The following is a 25,689-nucleotide window of genomic DNA, read 5'->3' on the forward strand; positions in this document are numbered from 1 at the left end:
CCTTATGCGTGCTGGCCCCCATGCGCCTCAGTCTTCCCAATAGACGCCGGTCAGGTCATTGGCCTGCACGGGCGCGTTTTCCCAAAGGCCCTTCAGCTTCACGTCCCACACGCCGGTCTTGGGCAGCTGGAACAGGAAGCCGTTGACGGCATCCTTCGCCAGCATTTCCTGCGCCTGCCGCAGCAGCGCGCCGCGCTCGGCCTCATCGCTGGTGGCGCTGACCTTTGCCATCAGCTCGTTGAAGGCGGGGTTCTTGTAATTGAAGTAGTAGTCATCGCGCGCGTAGATATCGATATCATTGGCTTCGGTATGGGCGACGATGCTGAGGTCATAGTCCTTGCCCTTGAACACATGCTCCAGCCACTGCGCCCATTCCAGCGGAATGATCTCCAGCTCAATGCCGGCTTCCTTGAACTGGGCGGCCAGAATTTCCCCGCTGCGGCGGGCATAGGCCGGGGGCGGCAGTTTCAGCGTTGCCTTGAAGCCATCCGCATAGCCGGCCTCCGCCAGCAGGGCCCTGGCTTTTTCGACGTCGAAGGGATAGGTGCCGGTCAGATCTTCATAGGCCGGAGCATGCGGGGCAAAATGCGAGCCGATGGGCGTGCCATAGCCGAACTGCGCTCCGTCTATCAGCGCCTGCCGGTCGATCAGATGCGCGATGGCCTGCCGCACCCGCAGGTCATCAAACGGTTTGCGGGCATTGTTGGTGGCCAGCACCGTCTCGCCCTCGGTGGTGCCCACCACCACGGCAAAGCGTGGATCCGCCTCGAACTGCGGCAGGTTCTCCGGCGCCGGATAGATCGGGAAACCGTCCACATCGCCCGACATCAGCGCCGAGAAAGAGGCGGCATTGTCGCCAATGATCTTGAACACCGCCTTGTCCAGCTTCACCGGCGTGCCCCAGTAGTCCGCATTCTTCTGCAGTTCCACCCGGTCACCCTGCACCCACTGGCCGAAGCGGAAAGGCCCGGTGCCGACGGGAGCCGTCTTGTTGGTCTCCGCGCTTTCCGGCGCTACGATCACAGCGTCGCCGGTGCCCAGCAGGGTGATGAAATCGCCCACCGGCTGCTTCAGGGTGATGATCACTTCGGAGGGGCTGCTCGCCTCGACGCTGTCTATCGCCTCGAACCGGGCTTTCTGAGCGTTGACGCTGCCGTCTGCCTTGGCCCGCTCCAGCGAAAATTTCACGTCCTCGGCGTCGAAGCTGGTGCCATCGTGGAAGGTCACACCTTCGCGCAGCTTGAATGTGTAGGTCTTGCCATCATCCGAAATGGTCCAGCTTTCGGCCAGCGCGGGCTTCACCGTGCCGTCGGCCGCAACCTGTGTCAGGCCTTCAAAGAGGTTGATGAACACCACCTCGTCAATGGCGGCTGCCGCGCCTGCGGTAGGGTCAAGATGGGGCGGCTCCAGCCGTACGCCGAGCGTCACGTCCGTGCGCGCCGCCTCTGCGGGAACTGCAGCAAGGATCGCAAATGCCGAGAGACTGCAAAGCGCCATCCGGCGCAGGCCAAGGGCTGAAATCCGCGTCATTTCCCATTCCCCCCAACGGTTGAACTCCGCTTTGTGATCAGGAGTTTAACCACACACACGGGGAAGGGAAGTGAAAACTCGGCAAAACTGCCAGCCCTGTCCGTCAGGCCTCTCCACTCATGCCTCGGGCAGCGGGATGAAGTCTTCCTCATCGCCCGGCACGATGTCGAAGCGGCCCTTGCGCCAGTCTTCCTTGGCCTGTTCGATCCGTTCCTTCGACGAGGAGACGAAATTCCACCAGATGTAGCGCCGCCCGTCCATCGGCTCGCCGCCCAGCAGCATGAAGCGGGCAGGGCCCTTCGCCGTGGCGCGGATCTCCAGCCGGTCGCCGGGCTTGAAGACGAGCAGCTGCGCCGGGCCAAAGGTCTGGCCGGACACCTCGACTTCGCCTTGCAGCATATAGATTGCGCGCTCCTCATAGCCTGCATCCAGCGGAATGCGGGCACCTGCCTCCAGATGCACATCGGCGAAGAAGAGATCGGTTGCCGTCTTCACCGGCGACTGCGCCCCGTAAAGCCCGCCCGCAACAATGCGAACGGTTGCTCCCTGATCACTCAGGGCAGGCAAAGCCGCATCGGAATGGTGGGCAAAGAAGGGCTCGCTCTCCTCCAGGTGCTTGGGCAGCGCCACCCAGCTCTGGGTGCCGAACAGGGGCCGTGGCGCCGCCTTGCGCTCGTCCCGCTCACGTTCCGAATGCACGATGCCGCGCCCGGAGGACATCCAGTTCAGTTCACCCGGCTTGATCAGCTGGTCGGAGCCGAGGCTGTCGCGGTGGTAGAGCTCGCCTTCCAGCAGGTAGGTGACGGTGGCAAGGCCGATATGCGGATGCGGCCGCACATCCACGCCGCCGCCCACGATCAGCTCCGCCGGACCGATCTGGTCGAAGAAGATGAAAGGCCCGACCATGCGCCGCCGGGTGGAGGGCAGGGCGCGCCGCACCTCGAAACCGCCAAGATCCGACGTGCGCGGCATGATCACCGTTTCGATCTGGTCGCAGCTTGCCGCATCGCCGGGAACCGGATCAGGTGCATTCAGCCAGGTCATCGTCTTTCTCCTCGTGCGAACCCTTGCCATATTTGAACTTTAAGGTGGCCTTCTTCGTCCGGCCTGTCCATTGAACAGTCTGTTTCCTCTCCCGTTCCCTTCCACTTCATCAGAGACAGAACATGCAGCGCGTGATGATTGTTGGCGGCCCCGGTTCGGGCAAAAGCATCCTGGCGCGGCAACTGGGCGAGCGCACGGGCCTGCCCGTCTTCCACATGGACCAGATCCATTGGCTGCCGGGCTGGGTCGAGCGCAGCAAGGAAGACAAGGACCGTTTGACCAGCGAAGTCCACCAGCAGGAGCGCTGGATCTTCGAGGGCGGCCATTCGCGCACCTATCCGGAACGGATCGCCCGGGCGGATACCTTCATCTGGCTTGATGTGCCGGTCTGGCTGCGCATGGTCCGGGTGCTGCGCCGCAGCTGGCGCTACCGCGGGCAAAGCCGTCCGGATCTGACGGAAGGCTGCCCGGAGCAGTTCAGCAAGGAAACGCTCAAGTTCCTGCATTTCATCTGGACGGCCCGGCACTCCGCCCGCGCCAAGCTGCTGGAGGTCTGGCAATCCCCGCCGCCGCATCTGGCCGTGCACCGCCTGAAAAACCTTGCTGAGGTCAGGGCCTTTCTCGGAACCGTGAAGCGGTCATAGGCCCGGCATTCCTCACCCGAACATCGCCCTGTCCTCCGCCACGCAGGCACGCAGGAAGTTCTGCACGGCGGCGATGTGGCGCAGCGGGCGGGAGCTTTCGTGCGTCACCATCCAGTAGGCCCGCTTCACCTGCACTTCCGGCAGAACGGGGCGGAGGTTTGCGTCATTGCGGGCGATGAAAGCGTGCAGAATGCCGATGCCTGCGCCCGCCCGCACCGCTTCCGTCTGGCCAAGCGCCGAGGCGATCTCGAAGCGCGATGTCCAGTTGCGGGTAAAATCGGCCGCATAATTGAGGGCAGGGGAATAGATGAGGTCTTCCACCGAGCCGACGAGATCATGTTCAGAAAGATCCGCCAGCGTCTGCGGCGCGCCGCGCCGGGCGAGATACTCCGTCGAGGCATAAAGGCCGAGGGCATAGTCCACGAGCTTTGCCGCCACCAGCCGCCCATGCTCCGGCCGCTCGATGGTCACCGCAATATCCGCCTCGCGCCGGGAGAGCGAGAAGGAACGCGGCATGGGGACAAGCTGGATGGTCAGCCCCGGATGCGCCCGCGTCAGCCGGGCAAGCCGCGGAGCGAGATAGGTGACGCCGAAGCCATCCGGCGCGCCGATGCGCACCGTGCCGCTGATCCCCGGATGCGTGCCGGACAGGCTGGAACTGGCCGCCAGCAATTCCGCCTCCATCCGCTCGGCTGCGGGCAGCAGGCGTTCGCCCGCTTCCGTCAGGCTGCATCCCGTCGTGCCGCGCTCCACCAGCCGTGTGTTCAGGCTGTCTTCCAGCGCGGTCAGCCGCCGGGCGACCGTGGCATGGTTCACCCCCAGCCGCTTTGCAGCGCCCAGCATCTGGCCCGAGCGGGCGACAGCCAGAAAGATCCTCAGGTCATCCCAGTTCATGCTGCGCTCCTTGATGTGCAAAAATGCACAGCGGTTGCGGGAAATGCGCTGTTGTTTTTGCAAAATAACACAGGCAAGACAAGGGCATCAAAAGGGATGCCATGCGAGGCATCTTCAGCCCGGAGGACAGCAGATGCGCAAGATCGGACATTTCATCGGCGGCAAGCATGTGGAGGGCACGTCTGGCCGCTTTGCCGATGTCTTCAACCCGGCAACCGGTGAAGTTCAGGCGCAGGTGGCGCTGGCCACCAAGGCCGAGCTGCGCGCTGCCGTCGAAAATGCCGCTGCCGCCCAGCCCGCCTGGGCCGCGCAGAACCCGCAGAAGCGCGCCCGCGTGCTGATGAAGTTCGTCGATCTTCTGCACCGCGACATGGACAAGCTGGCCGAGGCCCTGTCCCGCGAGCATGGCAAGACCATTCCGGACGCCAAGGGTGACGTGATCCGCGGTCTCGAAGTGGCCGAGTTCTGCATCGGTGTGCCGCACCTGATGAAGGGCGAGTTCACCGAAGGCGCAGGCCCCGGCATCGACATGTATTCCATGCGCCAGGCGCTGGGCGTTGTCGCTGGCATCACCCCGTTCAACTTCCCGGCCATGATCCCGATGTGGAAGTTCTGCCCGGCCATCGCAGCGGGCAATGCCTTCATCCTGAAGCCGTCCGAGCGCGACCCTTCCGTGCCGCTGATGCTGGCCGAATTGATGATCGAGGCTGGCCTGCCCGCCGGTATCCTCAACGTGGTCAACGGTGACAAGGACAGCGTGGACGCCATTCTGGACGACGATATCATCCAGGCCGTCGGCTTCGTCGGCTCCACCGCCATCGCCCATTACGTCTATTCGCGCGGCTGCGCGGCCGGCAAGCGCGTGCAGTGCTTCGGCGGGGCCAAGAACCACATGATCATCATGCCGGATGCGGATATGGATCAGGCGGTGGATGCTCTGGTCGGCGCCGGTTATGGCGCGGCAGGCGAGCGCTGCATGGCGATTTCCGTCGCCGTTCCGGTGGGCGAAGACACGGCCGACCGCCTCATCGCCAAGCTTGCCCCCCGCGTTGAAAGCCTCAAGATCGGGCCTTACACCGGCGGCAACGACATCGACTTCGGTCCGCTGGTCACGAAGGATGCCTACACCCGCGTCAAGGGCCTCGTCGACAAGGGTGTTGCGGAAGGCGCCAAGCTCGTCGTCGATGGCCGCGACTTCAAGTTTCAGGGCTATGAGAACGGCTATTTCATCGGCGGCTGCCTGTTCGACAACGTCACCAAGGACATGGAGATCTACAAGACCGAGATCTTCGGCCCGGTTCTCTCCGTCGTCCGTGCCAAGACCTATGAGGAAGCCATCGACCTGCCGATGAGCCATGAATACGGCAACGGCGCTGCCATCTTCACCCGTGACGGTGACGCGGCCCGCGACTTTGCCTCGCGCATCAACATCGGCATGGTCGGCATCAACGTGCCGATCCCGGTTCCGCTCGCCTACCACACCTTCGGCGGCTGGAAGAAGTCCGGCTTCGGCGACCTGAACCAGCACGGCCCGGATGCCTTCAAGTTCTACACCCGCACGAAGACGGTCACCTCCCGCTGGCCCTCGGGCATCAAGGACGGCGCCGAGTTCGTCATCCCGACGATGCGCTGAACTGGTTCGGATCAAATTGGAAAGGGCGGCCCCGGTGGCCGCCCTTTCTGCTTCTGACCGATGCGATCACCACAGCGGCGTCTACACCGGCAACGTGTTCTCTGGCTCGATCACCAGATGCGGCTCTCCGTTGGAGTTTCGCTGGGGTGAAACGCCGTTCACATCCACCATTGCCGCAATGCGGCGGCGGAAGGCGGAGAAGCTGTCGAAAGTGACCACGTCGACGGCTTCGTCGAACTGGATACCGATTCTGAAGCGTTTGCCGCCAGACATGGAGGAGACGGACAGAACCGTGCCCTCGAACGGCTGGCCCAAATAGCGGCCGCGCACCCTCGCGCTCACCTGAAGGAAGTGCGGGATCGCCATCTCTGCCGCTTGCCGCATTGACACCGGTGCTGCCGCCCGGGCGGCAAGCGTGTTCCAGTCGCGGGCCCCATGGGTCTCGGCAATCAGCTCAAGCGCACGGGAATGGGAAACCGGTGTGCCTTGCGCGGCCATAGCGTTGCGCAGCCTCTTGGCCTGCGCCTTGTAATCCCCGGCTGTCACGGGAGGTGTTCTGTTTGTCATTGGATCTGCCTTCATCAGCATGTGCATGCTAGAAAGCCACGGGTGCTCGCATTGCCATGAGCGCATGCGCTGGTCTGGCTGATGTCTTCACGAGGGCTTCACCACAGATAAGCTTGCGAGCGGCCGGTGCCTCGAACCGGCCCCAGATGTGGTGTATGGCCGGGCCGTGTCAAGAGGCAGGGCGAGGCGGTAGGGAACGGATCAGGATCATACGCCTATCCTTCCCTCCGGCATAGAGAACTTGTTCACCGCTTCATCCAAATGCGACAAAACGCGTTTTTTTCCCAAGTTGCCTCCCTCTGTGGCCAGTCTATAACCGGACTAAGGTAAAGCTGGCTGCCGTGACCCGCATGGCGGCTGGCCCTGTTGGGGGACAGACAAGGCTGCTTCGTGCGGCCGGTCAGGAAACGCATGAGTGAGCAGACAAGCGCCCACACCGCAGCGGACGGCTGCGCGGCGCATGGCGTGGAGGCCGGCAAGGCCGCAGCACAACCCGTTCCGGCCGGAACGGAGCTTCTTCGCGCCATCACGGCACCGGAGCGCCGGACCATCGCCCGGGCCGGGATGCTGGCCGGGTTTGCTGATTGTCTCTGGATTGTCCAGGCCGCCGCCATTGCCACGGCAGTGGTGCAGATTGCCTTTCCCGTTGCCCTGAAGCTGCCCGGCTGGCCCACGCCGCTGTCTTCCCTTGAAACGGCGCAGGTGATGGCCGGCATTGTCATCCTGCTGGCTGTCCTGCGCTACGCGCTCTCGCTGGCCGCAAGCCGCCTTGCCTTTGAGGCCGCCGAGCGGGTGAAAACCACCCTGCGCCGCCGCCTGCTCACCGGCCTTGCCAAGGCGGGGCCTGCCGCAAAACTGCCGGTCAGCGGCGCGGTAGCGGCCGCCGTCACCGATCAGGTCGAGGCGGTCGGCCCCTATCTCCGCCGCTTCCTGCCGATCCGCATCCGGCTGGTTCTGGCGCCGCTGGCGATCCTGCTCATCAGCTTCTGGGTCAACTGGTTCGTAGCCGTGATCCTGCTGGTGGCTGGTCCCATGATCCCGCTTTTCATGGCCCTCATCGGCATGCGGGCACAATCGGCCTCTGACGAACAGCAGGGCGAACTGACCCGGCTTGGCGGGTTCCTCATGGACCGGCTGGCGGGGCTCGAAACCCTCAAGCTTCTGGGCGCGGCAGAGCGCACGGGCCGGCAGGTGGCAGAGGCCGGGCAGTCCTTCCGTGTGGCAACCATGAAGGTGCTGCGCATCGCCTTCCTCTCCTCTACCGTTCTGGAGCTGTTCAGCGCGCTGGGCGTTGCCTTTGTCGCCGTCTATGTCGGCTTCTCCCTGCTCGGGCAGCTCAATTTCGGCACGTGGGGTGCGCCGGTTGATCTGTGGTCCGGCCTGTTCGTGCTGCTGCTGGCACCGGAATTCTTCTCGCCCCTGCGGGCCTTTGCCGCTGCCTATCACGACAAGGCGGGGGCGCAGGCCGCAGCCGCCCATCTGGCACAGCTGCCTATGGCGGAGGAGGATGCGGCTCCCGCGCCAGCTCAGCCAGCCGTGACGCCGCCTGCCGGGCCGGTGGCCGTCACGTTCCGGTCTGTCACGCTTGGCCATGAAGACCGGCCAGTGCTCGCCGGGCTTGATCTTGATTTGCGCCCCGGCGAGTTGCTCCATCTGCGCGGACCGAGCGGCTCGGGCAAATCCACCTTGATGGATGCGCTCATCGGCCTCAATCCGCCGCTGTCGGGCGAAATCCTGATCAGCGGCACGCCGCTTTCCGCGCTGGACCAGGGGCTCTGGCGCAGCCGCATTGCCTGGCTGTCGCAGGACCCGCGCCTGTTCTTCGGTTCCGTGCGCGCCAATCTGCGCCGCGCCGCGCCAGACGCCACAGATGCTGACATCTGGGCTGCGCTGGAACTGGCAGGGGCTAAAACTCTTGTCGAACAGATGCCGCGCGGCCTTGCGACCAGCCTCGGCGAGGATGGCTTCGGCCTTTCGGTTGGCGAAGCGCGCCGCATTGCCCTTGCCCGCGCCATGCTGCGGCCTGATCCGCTGCTGGTGCTCGCAGACGAGCCCACCGCCGGGCTCGATGAGGACACAGCGGCCGTCGTCATCGCGGGCCTGAAAGTCCTGTGCCGGGGCCGCAGCGCGCTCATCGCCAGCCACGATCCGGCGCTGCTCGCGCTGCCGGGCCGGGTCTTCGATCTTGAGCCCCAGAGCCTGCCGGAGGTGGCCGAATGAGTTCCGTTCTCCAACTCCTGCGCCTGCAGTTCGCCGCTGGCCGCGCCAGTTTCCTTCTGGGGCTCGCGGCGGCCCTCGTCCCCGCGCTGGCGGGGTTCCTGCTGCTTGGCGTGTCCGGCTGGTTCATCACCGCCTCCGCCCTCGCCGGGGTGGCCGGCACGCTGCTGAATTTCTTCGTCCCCAGCGCGCTCATCCGCGCCTTTGCCATTGCCCGCACCGCCGGGCGCTATGGCGAGCGGATGCTGACCCATGACGCCACCTTCCGTTTTCTGGCGGACCTGCGCGCCCGTGTCTTTACCGGCTTCGCGCATCGTCGCGCTGCCAGCGCCCAGCAGAGCCGCAGCGGCCTGAAGCTCTCCCGCCTGACGCTGGATATCGACCAGCTCGACCGGGTCTATCTGCGCCTTGCCGTGCCTGCTGCTGCCCTTGCCGCCGTGCTGGCGGTGGCGGCGCTCATGGCTGCCAGCCTTGTGCCCGCCGCCCTGCTGCTGGTGCTGCTTGGCCCGCTGGTGCTACTGGGCGCTGCCCGCCGTGTCATGGCGCCGGTCATGGCTGGTGAAGCGCGCCGCGCAGAAGCGGCAGAAGAAGCCATCCGTCTGCGCACCGTTGATCTCGTGGCTGGCCGCCGTGACCTTGCCGTCTATGGCGGTCTTGACCAGCCGGTGGGGGCGGTTCTTTCCGCCGACCGGCGCCGCGCCAAGGCTGCCCGCCGCATCGAGCATGTCACCTCCCGTGCGGAACTTGCCGTCATGGCCTCGGGGCAAGCGATTGCCGCCATTGCGCTGGCCGTGATGGCACGTGAAGTGGAAGGCGGGCTGGCGGGCGCTGCCATTGCCGCAGGTGTCATTCTGGCCTCGCTGGCTTTGGCCGAAACGCTGGCCGGCTTGCTGCCCGGCCTTGCCGCCTTCACCCGCACCCGCCGCGCGGCGGACCGGCTGGTGCCGCTTGCCGCCGGTGCGGATGTCCGTCCGGCGGAACCTGCTGCGGCCTCTTATGCCGGAACCGCCCCCGCTGGCGCCGTGCTGGCACTTTCATCGGTCAGCTTCACCTATCCCGGCGCCATCCGCCCCGTGCTGGAGGATTTCAGCCTCACGGTTGCGCCGGGCGAATGGCTTTGCCTTGCTGGACCCAGCGGCTGCGGCAAGTCCACGGTTCTGGCCCTCGCCAGCCGCCTGATGCCGCCGGACAGCGGCCGGATCTGGCTGGAGGGGCAGCCCCTCGAAGCTCTGGAGGAGGCCGCCCTGCGCCGCTCTGTCGCCGTGGTCACGCAAAAGCCCGTCCTCTTCGCCGGGACGGTGGCCGAAAACCTGCGTCTTGCCGCCCCGGAGGCTACCCCGGACGAGATGTGGCAGGCGCTGGAGCGGGTGGGTCTTCAGGATGTCATCGCTGCCCGGCCGGAGGGGTTGCTGAGCCCCTTGGGGCAGGGCAGCACCGGCCTTTCCGGCGGCGAGGCCCGGCGCTTCACGCTGGCCCGGGCGCTCTTGCAGCGCCCCTGCTTGTGGCTGCTGGACGAGGTGACGGAAGGGCTTGACCCGATAAGCGCTGCCCGCGTGCTCGACACGATCGAAATCCTGCGCGGCGACTCTGCCGTTCTGATGATCTCGCATCACAGACGTGAAATGGACCGCGCCACCCGTGTTCTGCACTTCCGCCAGTCTTGATCTCGATCAGGCGCATCTATTGTCTGAAATCGGGGCTTGTACGTATCAAGAGGGGGCGAAACCTTTGAAATCAAGGCGTCATCAGTCTGAAATACCCTACGGGCTGAACCTTGTTGCCCCTGCGCGAAACCGCCGCGGCAACTGTTGGTAACAAAACGTCCACCAGCGTTCTATTATAGTTCGTCAAATCCGAAACTATGTCACCGGTGGAACGCGAGATGGGGCTCTCGCGCCAGTCCGGGACGGGAGACAAGCCATGGATATCGGGGTCGTAGAACTCTCTCGTCTGCAGTTTGCCATGACTGCGCTTTATCACTTTCTCTTCGTGCCACTCACCCTCGGGCTCTCTGTCATTCTGGCGGTCATGGAAACCGTCTATGTGATGACGGGCCGCGAGATCTGGAAGCGCATGGTCAAATTCTGGGGCACGTTGTTCGGCATCAACTTCGTGCTGGGGGTGTCCACAGGCCTCACCATGGAATTCCAGTTCGGCATGAACTGGAGCTACTACAGCCAGTATGTGGGCGATGTCTTCGGCGCGCCGCTGGCCATCGAGGGGCTGATGGCCTTCTTCCTCGAGGCAACCTTCGTCGGCCTGTTCTTCTTCGGCTGGGACAGGATGACCCCGCGCGGCCATCTGACCGCCACCTGGGCCATGGCGCTGGGTACCAATTTCTCCGCCCTGTGGATCCTGGTCGCCAATGGCTGGATGCAGCACCCGGTAGGAGCGGTGTTCAACATCGACACCATGCGCATGGAAGTCGCAAGCTTCTATGACGTGATCTTCAACCCGGTGGCACAGGCCAAGTTCGTGCACACGGTCTCCGCCGGCTATGTCACGGCGGCGCTGTTCGTGCTGGGTGTGTCGGCCTGGTACATGCTGAAAGGCCGCCATCTGGAGCTGGCCCGCCGCTCCATCGCCGTGGCCGCCGCCTTCGGCTTTGCCTCTGCCCTCTCTGTCGTCGTGCTGGGTGATGAAAGCGGCTACGAGGCCAACACGAACCAGAAGATGAAGCTGGCCGTGATGGAAGCCATGTGGGAAACCGAGCCCGCTCCTGCTTCCTTCAACATCATCGCCATTCCGGACATGGCAAAGCGCGAGAACAGCTTCGCCATCCACGTGCCTTACGTGATGGGCCTCATCGCCACCCGCTCGCTGGATCAGGAAATGCCCGGCATCAAGGAACTGGTGGAGCAGTCGAAGGACCGCATCCGCTCCGGCGCCATTGCCCTTGAGACCCTGCGCGAGATCCGCGCCGGAGACGACACGCCGGAAAAGCGGGCCCTGTTCCAGCAGCATGTGCAGGATCTGGGCTATGGCTACCTGCTTGAGCCCCACACGGACACGCTGACACAGGCGACGGAAGCTCAGATCGACGCGGCCGCCTGGAACACGGTGCCCAATGTCTGGCCGATGTTCTATGCCTTCCGCATCATGGTCGCCTGCGGCTTCTTCTTCATCCTGCTGACGGCTGTGTTCTTCTACCTCACTTCAGCCGGCAAGCTGGAAAAGGTCCGCAAGAACCACCGCTGGCTGCTGCATGTGGCCGTCTGGTCCATTCCGCTGCCCTGGATCGCTGCGGAAATGGGCTGGTTCGTCGCCGAATATGGCCGCCAGCCGTGGATCATCGAAGGCATGCTGACCACCGCTGCCGGTGTCTCGAGCCTCACGGTCGGGGATGTGCTCATGACGCTGGCCGGCTTCGTGGCGCTCTACACCGCGCTCCTCGTCATCGAGGTGAAGCTGCTGCTGAAATACATCCGCAAGGGGCCCGAAGAGCCCTCCCTTCCCGAGACGGGCATGACCTCGCCCCGTCCCATCCAGATTGCTGCGGAGTAAGACCATGGTCCTTTATGAACTCATCGACTATTCCGTCCTCAAGCTCATCTGGTGGGGCCTGCTCGGCATCCTGCTGATCGGCTTTGCCGCAACGGACGGCTTCGATATGGGCGTCGGCACCCTTCTGCCGGTCGTCGGCCGCTCCGATATCGAGCGGCGCGTCGCCATCAATTCCATCGCCCCCACATGGGAAGGCAATCAGGTGTGGCTGGTGCTGGGCGGCGGGGCCATCTTCGCCGCCTGGCCCGCGCTTTATGCGGTCAGCTTCTCCGGCTTCTACCTTGCCATGTTCGTGGCGCTGGCCGCGCTCATCCTGCGGCCCGTCGCCTTCAAGTACCGCTCCAAGAGCCCGGATCCGGTCTGGCGCAGCCGCTGGGACTGGGCGCTGTTCACCGGCAGTGCCGTGCCTGCGCTGGTGTTTGGCGTGGCCGTCGGCAACGCGCTGCAGGGCGTACCCTTCAGCTTCGACAATGACCTGAGGATGACCTATTCCGGGTCCTTCTTCGGTCTGTTCTCGCCCTTTGCGCTGCTCTGCGGCCTGCTGTCCGTCGCCATGCTGGTCATGCACGGCGGGGCCTGGCTCGGCCTCAAGGCCGATGGTGTGGTGGCGAAGCGCGGCCGTTTCTACGGCACGGTTGCCGCGCTCGCTGTCATCGTCCTCTTTGCGCTGGGCGGCCTTGCCGTCTCCTCCGGCTTTGTCGAGGGCTACCGCATCACCAGCGCCATTGACCCGCAGATGCAGGCCAACCCGCTGGCCAAGGTGGTGGAACGGGCGCCCGGCGCCTGGATGGAGAATTACAGCCTCTATCCGTGGATGATCCTTGCCCCCGTGCTCGGCTTTGCCGGGGCAGTGGGCGCGCTCATCGGCCTCAACACCCGCTTCGAGGCGCTGACCTTCATCTCCTCGAAGCTGGCCGTCTTCGGCATCATCGCCACGGTGGGCGTTTCCATGTTCCCCTTCATCCTGCCCAGCTCGCTGCAGCCGCAGGCCGGACTGACGGTATGGGACTCGCCCTCAAGCCATGCCACCCTCTTCAACATGCTCGTTGCGACCATCATCTTCCTGCCGCTGATCCTCATGTACACCGCCTATGTCTACCGGGTGCTGTGGGGCAAGGTGAGCGAGGAAAGCGTCGCCAACGATCACGCCTCTTACTGAAGGAACCTGCCCATGTGGTACTTCGCCTGGATCCTCGGTATGCCTCTGGCCTGCTGCCTCGCCATCCTCAACGCCATGTGGCTTGAAATGCGCGAGGACACTGAAAAGCAGAAGAAGGCAAGCTGAGAACGAAGAAGCAGCCCACCAGTGCTGCCTCATGCCACGGCTACGGCCGTGGCATCGTTGTTTCGTGGTCTCTGTGTTGGCAGACCCGTACAGTTCCACCGTTCATCCGATGCGGCGCGCATATTCCCTGGCAAGGTCCAGAAACGCCCGCACACCAGCGGAAAGATTGCGGCGGCCGGGATAATAGAGGCACAGCCCCGGATAGGGTGGTGTCCAGTCCTCTAGGACCCGGACAAGGCGTCCCGCTTCGATGTCCGCAAGCGCTTCCTGTTCCATCGTATAGCCCACACCGGTGCCTTCAAGCGCGGCTGCCCGCACGAGGCTCGCCTCATCGAGGGTGATTGGCCCCGGCACATCAAGATGCAGCTGCTCCCCCTCCTTTTCGAACCACCAGCGGAACAGCGCGCCATCGGGCAGGCGGACGCGGATGCACCGGTGATTGAGCAGATCGGGCGGGACCATCGGCCGGCCATGTTTCTCGAAATAGGCAGGGCTTCCCACCACCGCATGCCGCTGGGGTTGGCCCAGGGATACGGCGATCATGTCGCTCGGAACGAGCCCCGCAACCCTGACGCCCAGATCGAACCCGTCCCGGACAATATCGACCATCTTTCCTTCGGTGACGATATCGGCGTGCATCTCCGGATAGCGGCGCAGAAATTCCAGCACGAGCGGCGAAAGGATCGCGCGGGCTGCAAAGGGCGCGGCGTTGATCCTTATCGTTCCGGACGGGGTGCCGCGTTGCGCACGGACGCAGTCCAAAGCCGTATGCAGGTCCTGGAGCGCAGGCGAGATCTGCTGCACGAAAAGCCGGCCGGCCTCCGTCAGCGAAACGCTGCGCGTGGTGCGGTTGAACAGCCGCACGCCCAGCCCCGCTTCCAGCTTGCTGACCGTGTGGCTGAGCGCCGTCGTCGACATGCCGAGTTCGATCGCCGCTGCCCGGAATGTTCCCCGCCGTGCAATGGCGATGACCGCTTCAAGTTCCCTCAGGCTGGCCTGTTCCATTGTCCCGTTCCATTCATCACGATATGCATCTTTGTCCTGCTTATCCATACAATGCTTGAGGGCTAAAGTCGTGTCATCGGAAAAGGAGACACACGATGGATATGCCCGGTATCGTGAAAGCGTTTTTTGACGCAGACAGCCGCAACGATGCAGATGCCTTGTCGGACACCTTCGCAGCGGACGCGGTCGTGCAGGACGAAGGCGCCCGTCATCAGGGCACGGCTGCCATTCGCAGCTGGTGGAGCGCAGCCAAGGCCGCATCCCAGTTTGTTGCCGAGCCGCTTGAAGCCACCTCAGGAGACGGCAAGGCTTTCGTCCGTGCGAGGGTCAGCGGCCAGTTTCCCGGCAGCCCGCTGATCCTCTCCTATACCTTCACCCTCAGGGACGGTGAAATCACCGCGCTGGAGATCACGGCATGAGCGGCTTTCTCGATCTGGAGGGCAAGCGGGTTCTCGTCACCGCCGGAACCAAGGGGGCGGGTGCTGCGGTGGTGAGCCTGTTCCGCGAGCTGGGTGCGCAGGTCCTGACCACGGCGCGGGCACGTCCGGCAAGCCTGCCGGAGGCGCTTTTCGTCGAAGCGGACCTGACCACCCTTGAGGGATGCGAAACCGTCTCAGAGGCTGCACGTCAACGGCTCGGCGGCACAGATGTCATCGTCCACATGCTGGGGGGCTCGTCAGCCCCCGGCGGCGGCTTTGCGGCGCTGACGGAGGATCACTGGCAGCAGGAACTGTCGCTCAATCTTTTGCCTGCCGTCCGGCTGGACCGGCTGCTGGTCCCGGAGATGGCGGCCCGGGGAAGTGGCGTGGTCGTGCATGTCACCTCCATCCAAAGCGTGATGCCGCTGCCGGAAGCCACCACCGGCTATGCCGCAGCCAAGGCGGCGCTGTCGGCCTACAGCAAGGCCCTCTCCAAGGAGGTTTCACCCAAGGGCGTGCGGGTGGTCCGGGTGTCGCCGGGCTGGATCGAGACGGAAGCCTCGGTTCATCTGGCGCAGCGTTTGGCAAGAGAAGCGGGCACGGACCTTGAGGGCGGCAAGACGATCATCATGGACGCGCTGGGGGGCATTCCGCTGGGCCGACCAGCAAAACCGGAGGAGGTCGCCAATCTGATCGCCTTCCTGGCCTCCAGCCGCGCCGCCTCGATCACCGGCAGCGAATACACCATCGACGGGGGAACCGTGCCGACGGTGTAGCCGCCACTGCATGTAACCGCTGGTCAGGCGGGCGTGTCCCACCCGCCGAGCTGCGCATAGACTGCATCGCGCAGATGGCGGATGCCGCGGTTCAGATCAGCCAGTTGCTGTGGCGTCTGGGCCGAGGCGGCAAGCAGGGTGTCGCTGAGACAGCCCGCCTTGTGCTTCAAGGCGATGCCCTCTTCCGTCAAGGCGATCAGCACCTGCCGTTCGTTGTTCAGGTTCCGGGTTCTGCGCAGCAGTCCGGATGTTTCGAGGCGCTTCAGGACCGGGGTAAGCGTGCTGGATTCCAGGGCCAGGGCGCGGGCGATGGCACCCACTGTCTGGCCATCTTCGCTCCACAGCACGTTGAGCACCAGATACTGCGGATACGTCAGGCCCAGCCCGTCGAGCAGGGGCTTGTAGGCGCGCTGGATGGCGATGCCGGCACTGTAGATTGCGTAGCACAACTGGTCGTGCAAGGGCGGCGGATCATTGGGGCGTTCGGTCATTCGGGGCTCCTGTCAGCCGGTATATAACCCATGCGCCGGCGAAAACCAATATCGCGATAACAATCCGCTTGACGCGTCGAGTGAGGTTCGATAATAGAGATATCGCGATAAATGTTATTGCAACTTAAGAAGGAGATAATCATGACCCGCCAGATCAGGACCACCATCGCCGCGATTGCAGCGGCCGCCGCAATGTCTGCCGCACAGGTGGCAAACGCTGCTGACAGCATTCCTCACGATCAGTCCGTCAAGAACGTCGTGCTCGTCCATGGCGCTTTCGCGGATGGCTCGGGCTGGAAGGGCGTTTACGACAACCTCACACAGCGCGGTTACCGCGTGACCATCGTCCAGAACCCGCTGACCTCTCTTCAGGACGATGTTGCGGCCACCCGGCGTGCGCTTGAGCGGCAGGACGGCCCGGTCATTCTCGTCGGGCACTCCTGGGGCGGCACCGTCATCACGGAAGCAGGCATTGATCCCAAGGTCGCAGGGCTGGTCTATGTCTCCGCGCTGTCCCCGGATGCGGGCGAGACCACGGCTCAGCAATATGAGGGCTTCGCCCCTGCATCGGCATTCGTGCTGGACATCACGGCGGACGGGTTCGGCTATGTCAGCCCGGAAAAGTTCAAGGCTGGCTTCGCGCATGACACGACGGATGCCGAGGCCGCCTTCATGCGGGACTCGCAGGTTCCGATCAATATGTCGGCATTCGGCACCAAGCTCGAAAACGCAGCCTGGCGCATGAAGCCCAGCTGGGCGGTGATCGCCACCGAAGACAAGGCATTTGATCAGGCCATGCTGGTCCATATGGCCGGGCGCATCAATGCCAGGATCACCCGGGTGCAGGCGAGCCATGCTCTGTTCATGACGCAGCCGGAGACTGTCTCTGACACCATTGACGAGGCCGCCAGAACCGTCTCAGCCGCAAGCAAGTGATGGCCGCTGTGTGAACGGGCGGGCCGTTTGCAAGCCCCTGGCATAAAACTCCAGACACAAAACCCCGGCGCAATCTCTCGCGCCGGGGTTTGCTGTTTTCGTCAGCCGGAAAGCCGGATCAGGCGGCCTTGGTGGCCGCGTCTGCCTTCAGGGCTTCGAGGATGTTCTGTGGCGAGGAGACGCCATAGGGGTCGGTGGCGCAGTTGTCGGAGAAGCCTTCTTCCTCGAACCACTTCTCGACGCGGCCATTGTCGACAACGGCGGCATAGCGCCAGGAGCGCATGCCGAAGCCGACGTTGTCCTTGGCGACCAGCATGCCCATCTTGCGGGTGAATTCGCCCGAGCCATCCGGGATGACCTGAACGTTCTTGATCTCCTGAGCCTTGGCCCAGGCGTTCATCACGAAGGCATCATTGACCGAGATGCAGTAGATGGCATCGACGCCGAGCGCCTGAAACTCGCCGAACAGCTTCTCGAAATCCGGCAGCTGATAGGTCGAGCAGGTCGGCGTGAAGGCGCCGGGCAGGGAGAACAGCACCACGCGCTTGCCGGCAAAATAGTCGGCCGTGGTCTTGTCTTCCCAGCGGAACGGGTTCGGCCCGCCAACGCTTTCGTCACGCACGCGGGTGCGGAAGGTCACATCGGGAACGTTTCTGCCGAGCATGGGTCAACTCCTTGAAGTCATGAGTGTTTCCAGCAGCGCCGGGAGGTGTGCCGGGAAAGGGGGGCTTGCCGCCCCTGAATTTGGGTGCCTGGACAGCCGGGAGGGGCCATCCGCAAAAACCGCTACCCCAAATGCTGCAACGCCGCAACCCCATGCGGCAGTGCGGTGGAGAGTTAGCTGCCAAATGACGCGGCAAGGCTGCCATGACGGCGCCATAACACGCCCCCAACACATGCGCCCAGCACCGCCGCACCGGTCTGTACTGGCACAACGGCTGGCCGGATAAAGGCGCTGGTGAGGCTGTCTTCCAACACCAATGACGCGCGATCCGGGCAGGCTGGAATGCGGACGTCAAGATCTCCTCAGAAGCTGTCGTTGCGGACGTCAAGCGCATCACGCAGACCGTCACCGATGAAGTTGAAGCTGGACACGGCGATGGTAATCGCGGCGCCCGGAATGATCGCCATCCACGGGGCTGATCCAAGGTATTGTTGCGCCCCGTTCAACATGTTGCCCCAGCTTGGCAGAGGCGGCTGGATGCCGAAGCCCAGGAAGCTGATATAGGCTTCCAACAGGATAGCGCGGGCCACTGTCAGGGTGGCCGCGACGATGATTGGCCCCACGCAATTGGGCAGAATCTCGCGGAACATGATATGGCTGTGCGACAAGCCCAGCATGCGGCCGGCAAGAACATATTCCCGCTCTTTCAGTGACCGCACTTCGGCTTCGACGATGCGGGCCACTTCCATCCAGCCGGTAAGTGCGATGATCACCGTGATCATGATCGGGCTGGGTTTCAGTGCGACTGCCAGAGCCAGCAGAAGAAAGATCGTGGGAAAAGACAGGAACCCGTCAACAAGCCGCATCATGACAGCGTTCACCGTGCGCCCGCTGTATCCTGCGACAACACCGATCAACGTCCCGAGGATCGTCGCCAGAAGCATGGCGAAAAAGCCGACGAGCAGCGAAATCCTGCCCGCCATCAGCAAACGTGCTGCAATGTCACGGCCCAGAGGGTCCGTCCCCAGATAGTGCTGGCCGGTAAGTGGCGGTGCGAAGCGTGCCCGCAGGTCGACCTGCAGCATGTCATAGGGAAGAAAGTAGGGTCCGAAGGCGCACAGCAATATGACAATGCTGATCATCAGCAGCCCCAGGAGGGCCAGCCGGTGCGTAAGGAACCGCCGCACGACGAGGCTTTGCCACCAGCGGGGCATCGGGGCAGGGAGAATTTGCACGGTGGTCATGGGAGCCTCCTTGAGCGCGGTTCAGGTAAGACGGATGCGCGGATCGACGAGTGCGACCACGATATCGGCGACAAGGTTGGCGGCGATGGTCAGCACCGCCGAGAACATGAGCAGGCCCATCACCACCGGATAATCGCTATAGCCCAGGCTATCGAGGAACAGACGTCCCATGCCCGGCCAGGTGAAGACGGTTTCGGTCACCAGTGCGCCCGTCAGCAACGAAGGCAGTTGAACCCCCGCAAGCGTGATCATCGGCAAAAGCGCATTGCCCACGACATGCTTCATGATCACCCGGCGTTCGCTGACCCCTTTGGCCCGGGCAGTCTTGACGAACTCTTGGCTGATAGCGTCCAGCGTGGCCGTGCGCATGAAACGGCTCCAGATCGCAATGTGGACCAGTGCCAGAACGACCGACGGCATGATGAGATGGTGCAGGTAATTCAGCACCGATCCGTCGCCGATCGTGTACATGTTGCCCGCAGGCAACCAGCCGAGCTTCAGCGAGAATACATAGATGCCGATGAGCCCGAACCAGAAGGTCGGGATCGACAGCGCGATCATCGCACCGACAGTCGCCATGTAATCAAAGGCCGAATAGCGATGCGTAGCACCGCGGATACCAACCCATGTGCCCACGGCCACTGCAATCACGGTCGATGACCCCATCAGAAGGAGAGTGGCAGGCACATGCCGGGAAATCACCGACAAAACCGGACTGCCATCGCGAAACGACGTTCCCCAGTCTCCCAGTAACAGGCGCCCGGCCCAATCGATGTATTGGGTCCAGACTGGCCTGTTCAGCCCCAGCTGTTCCTTGATCCGCGCCATGTCTTCCTGCGTCATGCCGGGATCCAGGGCGTATTGCGCCAGAGGGCCGCCGGGGATCATATTCAGGACGGTAAAGCCAATGATCGAAACGATCACCAGCAGCACCAGGCTCTGCATCAGTCGGCCTAACAGGAATGCAGCCATGTTTCCCTCCGGTGGCGTGCGGATAAGTTCGCCGCCCGCCACGAAGGACGGGCGGCGGCATCTGTGACGTCAGTCCAAGTACCAGGAAGCCGCGTTTGAAGATTCCGTGCGGGTGTTGCTGTTTGCCTCGAAACCCTGAACGTTTGACTTCCAACCGTACACTGCGGTGTTGATGAACAACGGCAGGAAAGGCAAATCGTCACGAATGATTTCTTGTACCTTCAGGTAGATTGCACGCCGCGCTTCGGGATCGAAGGTCTTGGCGCCCTCTTCCAGCAGCTTGTCCACTTCCGGGTTGGAATACTGGGCGTTGTTCGATCCGCGCCCACCTTGAGCCGCAATGGCATTGGTATGGAAGCGGGTGGTCACATCAGGGTCAGCGCCGACCAGATAGGTGATGGCAACCATCGCGCTTTCGAATTGTGACAGTCTCCAGAAATCACCCCACATGACTGCCGGGGGCATATTCTCGATCGTCATCTCGACGCCGATCTCGGCGAAAGACTGCTGGATGAACTGCTGGGCCTGTTCGCGAAGATGCGCACCCGTCGTTGTTGAGTTCTTGAACGACAGCCTGACCCCGTCCTTGGTCCGGATTCCATCCGCTCCGCGTACCCAACCCGCTGCGTCCAGCATCTCCGCGGCCCGGGCGGGATTGTACTCATGCTTCGGCAGATTTTCATGATAGTAGAAAGACTGCGGCGGCATGAATGTCTCAATCTGACGTGCGACACCGTAGTACAGAATGTCGATGATCGACTGCCGGTCGATGGCGAAGTACAGCGCCTCGCGCACAGCCTTCTCCTTGAACTGCGGCAGACCCTGGTTCAGATAGATCGACTCGACGGAACTGCGCGGCACCAGGGTCACGGTGCGGTTCGGCAGGGTGCTCGCCTCATGATAGTTGTCGGGAGTTATGAAGGCATTTCCGACCAGGTCGATGTCTCCGCTGCGGAACTGGGTGTAGAGCACAGTCTGGTCCGGGATGTATTTGAAGATGAGCTTCTCGATATAGGGGCCGTCATCGTGGTAGTTCGGGTTGGCAACCAGCTCGACGTGATCGCCAGCCTGACGCTGCGCCCACTTGAAGGCGCCGGTGCCGACAGGCGCCTGGTTGAAGGCTGCCTCGTTGACGTTGCTCTCATCCTTCAGCAGGTGCTCAGGAACGATGAAGGTTTCGGTCAGGAATGAGAGGTAAGGCGCGAAGGGCTCTTCCATGCGCCAAGTGATTTCGGTCGGAGAAACAACGGTAATGTCGCGGACCAAATTATGGCCGGTCGTCCTCCAGGCCTTGAAGTTGGGGTTGACGATCAGTTCCAGCGTGAACTTCACGTCATTGGCGGTAAAAGGCGTGCCATCATGCCAGCGCACATCGTCGCGCAGACGGATGCGCCAGGACAGGCCATCTGCTGAAATGCCGCCGTTGGCCTGAGTGGGCACTTCGACCGCGAGGTTCGGCACGATCTGACCTTCAGCCGTGATCCGGAACAGCGCATCGAAAACCGAGTAGATGACGCTGTCGTCGACTTCGATATGCGGCATCAGCGGGTTGAACACGGTCGGTTCCTGCGACAGACCGACGACAATTCGGCCACTTGGTGTCGCGGGCTGGGCGAAGGCGGGTTTGCCGAAGAGGTGCGGTGCAAAGGCCCCAATCGCGCCGCCTGCCGCCAGAATTTGCAGTGCGGCACGGCGGGAATATCCGGCAGGTCTGGTGATCTTACTGGTCATCTTGTTCTCCTCTGTTTGTCTCTGGTTGATGATCACCGAATTCAGCAAGCCGCTGAAACTCCGGGGTCAATGCCTTCTCCCGGAATGGCCGAGACCAGCTCGCGCGTGTAGTCAGCTTGCGGGTTGAAGAAGATCTGTGAGGGCGGCCCCATCTCGACGATCCGGCCCTTCTGCATCACGGCGATCTCATCGCAGATCTGGCTGGCCACGCGCAGGTCATGGGTGATGAAGATCATCGCGACCCCGGTCTCGCGCTGGATACGGTCCAGCAGTTCCAGGATCTGTGCCTGGATCGAGACATCCAGTGCGGAGACCGCTTCATCGGCAACAAGCAGCTTCGGCTTGAACATCAAGGCACGGGCAATGCCGATCCGCTGGCGCTGTCCGCCCGAGAACTCGTGCGGATAGCGCTCCATCGCGCGGGGCTCGAGCCCAACCTTGGTCAGAAGGTCTTTTGCGGCTTCACGCGCCTGCGCTGCGGGTACTCCATGTGCGACAGGTCCGACGGTCAGAATGGTGCCGATCGTCATGCGGGGGTTAAGCGAGGCAAAGGGGTCCTGAAAGATCATCTGGATCTTCGGCCGCATACCGCTGAAGTCCCTTTCGGAAAGCCGGGCAATGTCGCGCCCCTCGAAAAGGATTGACCCACTGTCGGCCGGCATCAGCTTGATGAGCAGGCGTCCGAGAGAGGATTTTCCCGACCCGCTTTCGCCGACGACGCCCAGAGTGCGGCCGGGACTGACGTCAAACGACACTTCACGCACGGCAGGTACCACCCGCTCGGTGCGAAACAGTTTGCTGCCGCTGCGATAGGTCCGGACCAGACCACGGACCTTCAGCACCGGCTCGGCGCTTGCCGTCACAACCGGCACCCGATCTTCGCTGCGCAGATGCGGCACGGCGGCGATCAGGCGTTGGGTATAGGGATGATCGGGGCTCTTCAGGACCTTCGCGGCCAGCCCCGACTCGACCAAATGGCCTTTTTCCATGACCACCACGGAGTCGGCGATCTCTGCGACGACGCCGAAATCATGGGTGATGAACATCACACTCATGCCCTTGCGGCGCTGGATGTCCCGGATAAGCTTCAGGATCTGCGCCTGCGTCGTCACATCCAGCGCCGTCGTTGGCTCGTCCGCTATCAGGATCGACGGCTCCAGCGCCAGCGCCATGGCGATCATCACCCTCTGACGCTGGCCGCCCGACAGGCGGAACGGATACTGGTGATACATCAGCTCAGGCTCGGGCAGGCCGACCTCGGTCAGCAGTTCCAGCGAGCGTTCCCGGCGCGACACCACTGTGCCGACGCCATGGGCTGCCATTGCTTCGTCGATCTGGGCGCCCACGGTCATCAGCGGATTCAGCGCCGACAGCGGATCCTGGAAGATCATGGAGACCACGCGCCCGCGCAGACTGCGCAGCTCTTCGGCGCCCATTCCGATGATTTCGCGATCTTCCAGACGGACAGACCCGGCAGTGACCCTCATGGCTTTGGGCAGAAGTCCCATGACGGTATTGGCCGTCATGGACTTGCCCGAACCGCTTTCGCCGATCACGCAAAGGATCTGACCACGTGGCAAGTCGAAGGACACGCCGTCGATTGCGTGTGCCCGCTCCATTCCCTCGGGCAGACTCACAGTCAGGCCACGAACCGAAAGCGCGATGTCCTTCTTGAAGGTACTTTCAAGTCCCTGGCTCATCGCGTCCCCTTCGCTACCGTTGCCGTCCCGCTTTTCCTTGGAATTCCTGCCGCCCTCGAAAGGCGCGGTCCGGACCAGATCTAAAGCTCCCGAGCATCCGTCATCTCTTCTTCATGATTGGTCTTTTCAGGCTCAAAAAGCAGTCGTTTATGGTTGAGGCAGCAGCACGAACCACCGAACTTTCGCGGCTGTCAGGCATATTCTTCTGTGCTTTCTCTAGGGCAGGGAGAATGGGGTACGATGCGGCCAGCCCGCCTGTCCCTTCAAGGGGGGCAAACAGTGCCTGCGGCCATTGATGCTCATCCCCTCCAGAGCCCCAGAACGCCAGACCGGAACGATGTGCCGGCGTGACAGAGGAAACGGGCTCATTGCCGGTGATAATCCGCATCTTGTTGCGGATACCAAGCTTATGCGTGGTCCTTCATGGCATTGAAGCCGGGCGTCTCCGGGCCACCCGTATCGTGGCGGTGATCCGGGTCCGGGCCGGTGTTTCCCATGCCCGCAAGCCCGAGAAGCAGACACCCGAGTGAATTGCGCGTCATTTGCGCGCCGGTCCGGCGGCAGGCGGAGGGCATCCGCGGCGAACGGCATTTTCTGCGGCCACCTTCGCAAGCACTGGCCCAAACAGCCGCAAGAGCATGGGAACGGGCCAAAAATTCTGCAGCAGGCGGGATAATCTTCAGGAAACGGAACAGGGAAACCTGCAATGACGATGGTTGATACATCTGCTCTGACAAAGGTCGAGATCGTCCCCTTTTGCGCAGAGCACTTACCCGGCGCGCTGGCCCTGTCGCAGGCTGCAGGGTGGCCGCACCGTATCGAGGACTGGCAGCTTGGACTGACCGTTTCTCAAGGCGTTGCCGCCGTCGCGTATGGGCAGGTGGTCGCAACGGGGCTGTGTTCCTTTCACGGCCCTGTGGCGACACTCAACATGATCATCGTCGATGCCGCCATGCGCGGGTGCGGGCTTGGGGGGCGGGTGATGAAAGCGATCATGGCCCTTGCCGGGGACCGCGAGATGCGGCTTGTGGCCACGGAGGCGGGCTTGCCGCTTTACCGCAAACAGGGCTTTGTGCCCTCTGGACGGATCCTGCAGCTTCAGGGCCTGGCCCGTGCGGAGCGCCCGGAGCGCCCGGTCCGCGCCGGCCCGGCTGATATCGCTATTCTTCAGAAGATGGACCGTGACGCCAGCGGGATGGACCGTGCAGGGCTTCTGTCGCGTATTGCAGGAATGGGCGAAACCCTGACCACGAACGGCGGCTTTGCCTTGTTGCGCCCATTTGGGCTCGGTCATGTGCTGGGCCCCGTGGTGGCAGATGATAAAGCCGCAGCGCGGGCGCTCATCGCTGCTTCCGCCACGCATCTGTCCGGCCGCTTCCTGCGGATGGACCTGCCCGAGGACCAGGGGCTTTCTGCCTATGCCGAGGCGCTTGGCCTGTCCGTCACTGGGACCGGAACGGCAATGGTGCATTCACCCCGCACCCGCCCGGCAACCAGCCTGCAGTCTTACGCCCTCATTTCTCAAGCTCTTGGCTGATCTCAGGAGCTGATCATGCCGTCCAGTCCGCTGTCCCTGGACACTCAACCTTGCGGCATTTCTGGTTTTTGAGCCGCTCGCGTGGAAAAGGCGAAACGAACTGAAAGCAGACGCTGCCATGCAAAAATACTTTAACGCTGGTCAAGCAACTTGATCTGCAGATCTTCCCAGTGTTCCTGAAACGCGTCGCGCGCAGTATCGTAATGGCGGCTTTTCAGGCTGATGATAAGCCTTTCGTGCTCTTCAGCCATTTCCGCTGCGGTGCCATAAAAGCCCTGCCGCTGCACGAGCAGCAACTCGATTTCGCCTTCGAGACCAGCGTAAGTCCGCTTCAGGCGGGGGCTGCCGCTCGCGGCGATGATGGCACGGTGAAAGTCCCGGTCTGCTGTGACCAGCGCAGTTTTATCGGCAGTAAGGGTCGAAGCCTGCATCACCGCGACGGCCTCGAGCGCGGCCGGCGGGATGATCCCGGTCAGCACGATCAGGCGGATGGCTTCGCCCTCGATGGCACCCCGCACGCGTGTGATGTCGACGATGTCATCGGGCCCGAACTCGGGGAGCATGAAGCCGCGGTTGGGGATCTGACGCAACAGGCCTTGGGTAACCAAAACCTGTGCTGCTGTGCGGAAGGTGTGCCGCGAGGTTTTATGCTCTTCGCACATCTTGATGTCGCGGAGGAATTCGCCGGGCTGGAAATCGCCCGACAAAATGCGCTGTCGTAGCGTCTGCGTGAGGAGGTCCACAGCGCTGACGGAAGCAGGTTCTGCTTCCGTCCCAAGATCGTCTGTTTGTGTCATGATGTTCAGCTGCATCGCTCGGCTTTGGTCGTGCTAGGTGCAGCTACGCCACAGGTGGTGGCGCAGGGCAAGCATGAAGGTGTGTCCGCCGGCACATCC

At 63.1% G+C, this 25,689-nt stretch carries 24 protein-coding genes; 11 read left to right on the forward strand and 13 right to left on the reverse strand.

The window, feature by feature from the left end:
* Window positions 1-27 precede the first annotated feature (27 nt).
* Both IF10I1_RS05200 and IF10I1_RS05205 read right to left on the reverse strand, forming a co-directional pair.
* Window positions 28-1,530 (reverse strand): ABC transporter substrate-binding protein, encoded by a 1,503-nt coding sequence (locus IF10I1_RS05200; protein ID WP_186424386.1) that lies wholly within the window; start codon window positions 1,528-1,530, stop codon window positions 28-30.
* A gap of 117 nt (window positions 1,531-1,647) precedes the next feature.
* Window positions 1,648-2,574 carry a pirin family protein gene (locus IF10I1_RS05205; RefSeq protein WP_094462104.1) on the reverse strand — a complete coding sequence of 309 codons (927 nt, stop codon included), beginning with the start codon at window positions 2,572-2,574 and terminating at the stop codon, window positions 1,648-1,650.
* A gap of 122 nt (window positions 2,575-2,696) precedes the next feature.
* On the opposite strand from IF10I1_RS05205, the gene IF10I1_RS05210 reads away from it, so the two are divergent.
* Window positions 2,697-3,218 carry an AAA family ATPase gene (locus IF10I1_RS05210; protein ID WP_186393886.1) on the forward strand — a complete coding sequence of 174 codons (522 nt, stop codon included), beginning with the start codon at window positions 2,697-2,699 and terminating at the stop codon, window positions 3,216-3,218.
* Window positions 3,219-3,230: 12 nt separating this feature from the next.
* On the opposite strand, the gene IF10I1_RS05215 is transcribed toward IF10I1_RS05210, so the two are convergent.
* Window positions 3,231-4,112: a LysR family transcriptional regulator gene (locus IF10I1_RS05215; RefSeq protein ID WP_186393885.1), complete on the reverse strand. Its 882-nt coding sequence runs from the start codon at window positions 4,110-4,112 to the stop codon at window positions 3,231-3,233.
* A gap of 133 nt (window positions 4,113-4,245) precedes the next feature.
* On the opposite strand from IF10I1_RS05215, the gene IF10I1_RS05220 reads away from it, so the two are divergent.
* Window positions 4,246-5,745 carry a CoA-acylating methylmalonate-semialdehyde dehydrogenase gene (locus IF10I1_RS05220; RefSeq protein WP_186393884.1) on the forward strand — a complete coding sequence of 500 codons (1,500 nt, stop codon included), beginning with the start codon at window positions 4,246-4,248 and terminating at the stop codon, window positions 5,743-5,745.
* Between the two features lie 81 nt (window positions 5,746-5,826).
* On the opposite strand, the gene IF10I1_RS05225 is transcribed toward IF10I1_RS05220, so the two are convergent.
* A complete protein-coding gene (locus IF10I1_RS05225; protein ID WP_186393883.1) occupies window positions 5,827-6,312 on the reverse strand; it encodes a glyoxalase superfamily protein in 486 nt (161 codons plus the stop codon).
* A gap of 411 nt (window positions 6,313-6,723) precedes the next feature.
* Here IF10I1_RS05225 and cydD point away from each other — a divergent pair, with 411 nt between their 5' ends.
* The 5 genes from cydD to cydX all read left to right on the forward strand — a co-directional run bounded on the left by cydD (window position 6,724) and on the right by cydX (window position 13,318).
* Window positions 6,724-8,532, forward strand: a complete 1,809-nt coding sequence (gene cydD, locus IF10I1_RS05230; protein ID WP_186393882.1) for a thiol reductant ABC exporter subunit CydD — start codon at window positions 6,724-6,726, stop codon at window positions 8,530-8,532.
* Window positions 8,529-10,193 carry a thiol reductant ABC exporter subunit CydC gene (gene cydC / locus IF10I1_RS05235; RefSeq protein ID WP_186393881.1) on the forward strand — a complete coding sequence of 555 codons (1,665 nt, stop codon included), beginning with the start codon at window positions 8,529-8,531 and terminating at the stop codon, window positions 10,191-10,193. The genes cydD and cydC overlap by 4 nt, the downstream gene beginning before the upstream one ends.
* A 256-nt stretch (window positions 10,194-10,449) precedes the next feature.
* The gene (locus tag IF10I1_RS05240) at window positions 10,450-12,033 is read left to right on the forward strand and encodes a cytochrome ubiquinol oxidase subunit I (protein ID WP_186393880.1); all 1,584 of its coding nucleotides are present in this window, start codon (window positions 10,450-10,452) and stop codon (window positions 12,031-12,033) included.
* 4 nt (window positions 12,034-12,037) lie between these two features.
* Window positions 12,038-13,192: a cytochrome d ubiquinol oxidase subunit II gene (gene cydB, locus IF10I1_RS05245; RefSeq protein ID WP_186393879.1), complete on the forward strand. Its 1,155-nt coding sequence runs from the start codon at window positions 12,038-12,040 to the stop codon at window positions 13,190-13,192.
* Between the two features lie 12 nt (window positions 13,193-13,204).
* Window positions 13,205-13,318 carry a cytochrome bd-I oxidase subunit CydX gene (gene cydX / locus IF10I1_RS05250; RefSeq protein WP_019962693.1) on the forward strand — a complete coding sequence of 38 codons (114 nt, stop codon included), beginning with the start codon at window positions 13,205-13,207 and terminating at the stop codon, window positions 13,316-13,318.
* A 102-nt stretch (window positions 13,319-13,420) separates the two neighbouring features.
* Here cydX and IF10I1_RS05255 read toward each other — a convergent pair whose 3' ends face one another.
* Complete coding sequence (locus IF10I1_RS05255; protein WP_094462099.1) at window positions 13,421-14,371, reverse strand: LysR family transcriptional regulator; 951 nt, start codon at window positions 14,369-14,371, stop codon at window positions 13,421-13,423.
* Window positions 14,372-14,418: 47 nt separating this feature from the next.
* Between IF10I1_RS05255 and IF10I1_RS05260 the strand changes: the two genes are divergently transcribed.
* Together IF10I1_RS05260 and IF10I1_RS05265 are read left to right on the forward strand one after the other, a co-directional pair.
* Entirely contained in the window at window positions 14,419-14,742 is a 324-nt protein-coding gene (locus IF10I1_RS05260) for a nuclear transport factor 2 family protein (RefSeq protein WP_186393878.1), read from the forward strand.
* Window positions 14,739-15,518, forward strand: coding sequence for an SDR family oxidoreductase (locus IF10I1_RS05265; RefSeq protein ID WP_186393877.1), 780 nt, complete (start codon window positions 14,739-14,741; stop codon window positions 15,516-15,518). Before IF10I1_RS05260 ends, IF10I1_RS05265 begins: the two co-directional genes overlap by 4 nt.
* Before the next feature lie 23 nt (window positions 15,519-15,541).
* On the opposite strand, the gene IF10I1_RS05270 is transcribed toward IF10I1_RS05265, so the two are convergent.
* Complete coding sequence (locus IF10I1_RS05270) at window positions 15,542-16,009, reverse strand: MarR family winged helix-turn-helix transcriptional regulator (RefSeq protein WP_050471169.1); 468 nt, start codon at window positions 16,007-16,009, stop codon at window positions 15,542-15,544.
* 141 nt (window positions 16,010-16,150) lie between these two features.
* Between IF10I1_RS05270 and IF10I1_RS05275 the strand changes: the two genes are divergently transcribed.
* The gene (locus tag IF10I1_RS05275) at window positions 16,151-16,945 is read left to right on the forward strand and encodes an alpha/beta fold hydrolase (protein WP_186393876.1); all 795 of its coding nucleotides are present in this window, start codon (window positions 16,151-16,153) and stop codon (window positions 16,943-16,945) included.
* Between the two features lie 118 nt (window positions 16,946-17,063).
* Here IF10I1_RS05275 and IF10I1_RS05280 read toward each other — a convergent pair whose 3' ends face one another.
* From IF10I1_RS05280 to IF10I1_RS23070, 6 genes are all read right to left on the reverse strand, one after another.
* Window positions 17,064-17,609 carry a peroxiredoxin gene (locus IF10I1_RS05280; RefSeq protein WP_050471171.1) on the reverse strand — a complete coding sequence of 182 codons (546 nt, stop codon included), beginning with the start codon at window positions 17,607-17,609 and terminating at the stop codon, window positions 17,064-17,066.
* A gap of 362 nt (window positions 17,610-17,971) precedes the next feature.
* On the reverse strand, window positions 17,972-18,853 hold the full coding sequence (locus IF10I1_RS05285; protein ID WP_050471172.1) for an ABC transporter permease: 882 nt from the start codon (window positions 18,851-18,853) through the stop codon (window positions 17,972-17,974).
* Window positions 18,854-18,874: 21 nt separating this feature from the next.
* Entirely contained in the window at window positions 18,875-19,825 is a 951-nt protein-coding gene (locus IF10I1_RS05290; protein ID WP_058900318.1) for an ABC transporter permease, read from the reverse strand.
* Between the two features lie 69 nt (window positions 19,826-19,894).
* Window positions 19,895-21,556, reverse strand: a complete 1,662-nt coding sequence (locus IF10I1_RS05295) for a peptide ABC transporter substrate-binding protein (protein WP_186393875.1) — start codon at window positions 21,554-21,556, stop codon at window positions 19,895-19,897.
* A 41-nt stretch (window positions 21,557-21,597) separates the two neighbouring features.
* Window positions 21,598-23,256, reverse strand: a complete 1,659-nt coding sequence (locus IF10I1_RS05300; protein WP_186393874.1) for an ABC transporter ATP-binding protein — start codon at window positions 23,254-23,256, stop codon at window positions 21,598-21,600.
* 407 nt (window positions 23,257-23,663) lie between these two features.
* Window positions 23,664-23,798: a hypothetical protein gene (locus tag IF10I1_RS23070; protein ID WP_256387914.1), complete on the reverse strand. Its 135-nt coding sequence runs from the start codon at window positions 23,796-23,798 to the stop codon at window positions 23,664-23,666.
* 164 nt (window positions 23,799-23,962) lie between these two features.
* On the opposite strand from IF10I1_RS23070, the gene IF10I1_RS05305 reads away from it, so the two are divergent.
* Window positions 23,963-24,793: a GNAT family N-acetyltransferase gene (locus IF10I1_RS05305; protein WP_244293689.1), complete on the forward strand. Its 831-nt coding sequence runs from the start codon at window positions 23,963-23,965 to the stop codon at window positions 24,791-24,793.
* A gap of 131 nt (window positions 24,794-24,924) precedes the next feature.
* Here the strand turns inward: IF10I1_RS05305 and IF10I1_RS05310 are convergent, their stop codons facing one another.
* On the reverse strand, window positions 24,925-25,605 hold the full coding sequence (locus tag IF10I1_RS05310) for a GntR family transcriptional regulator (RefSeq protein ID WP_123193907.1): 681 nt from the start codon (window positions 25,603-25,605) through the stop codon (window positions 24,925-24,927).
* Between the last annotated feature and the right edge of the window lie 84 nt (window positions 25,606-25,689).

Origin of the sequence: Pannonibacter sp. I15F10I1, from assembly GCF_900185665.1 — a bacterium.
Classification (GTDB): Bacteria; Pseudomonadota; Alphaproteobacteria; order Rhizobiales; family Stappiaceae; genus Pannonibacter; species Pannonibacter indicus.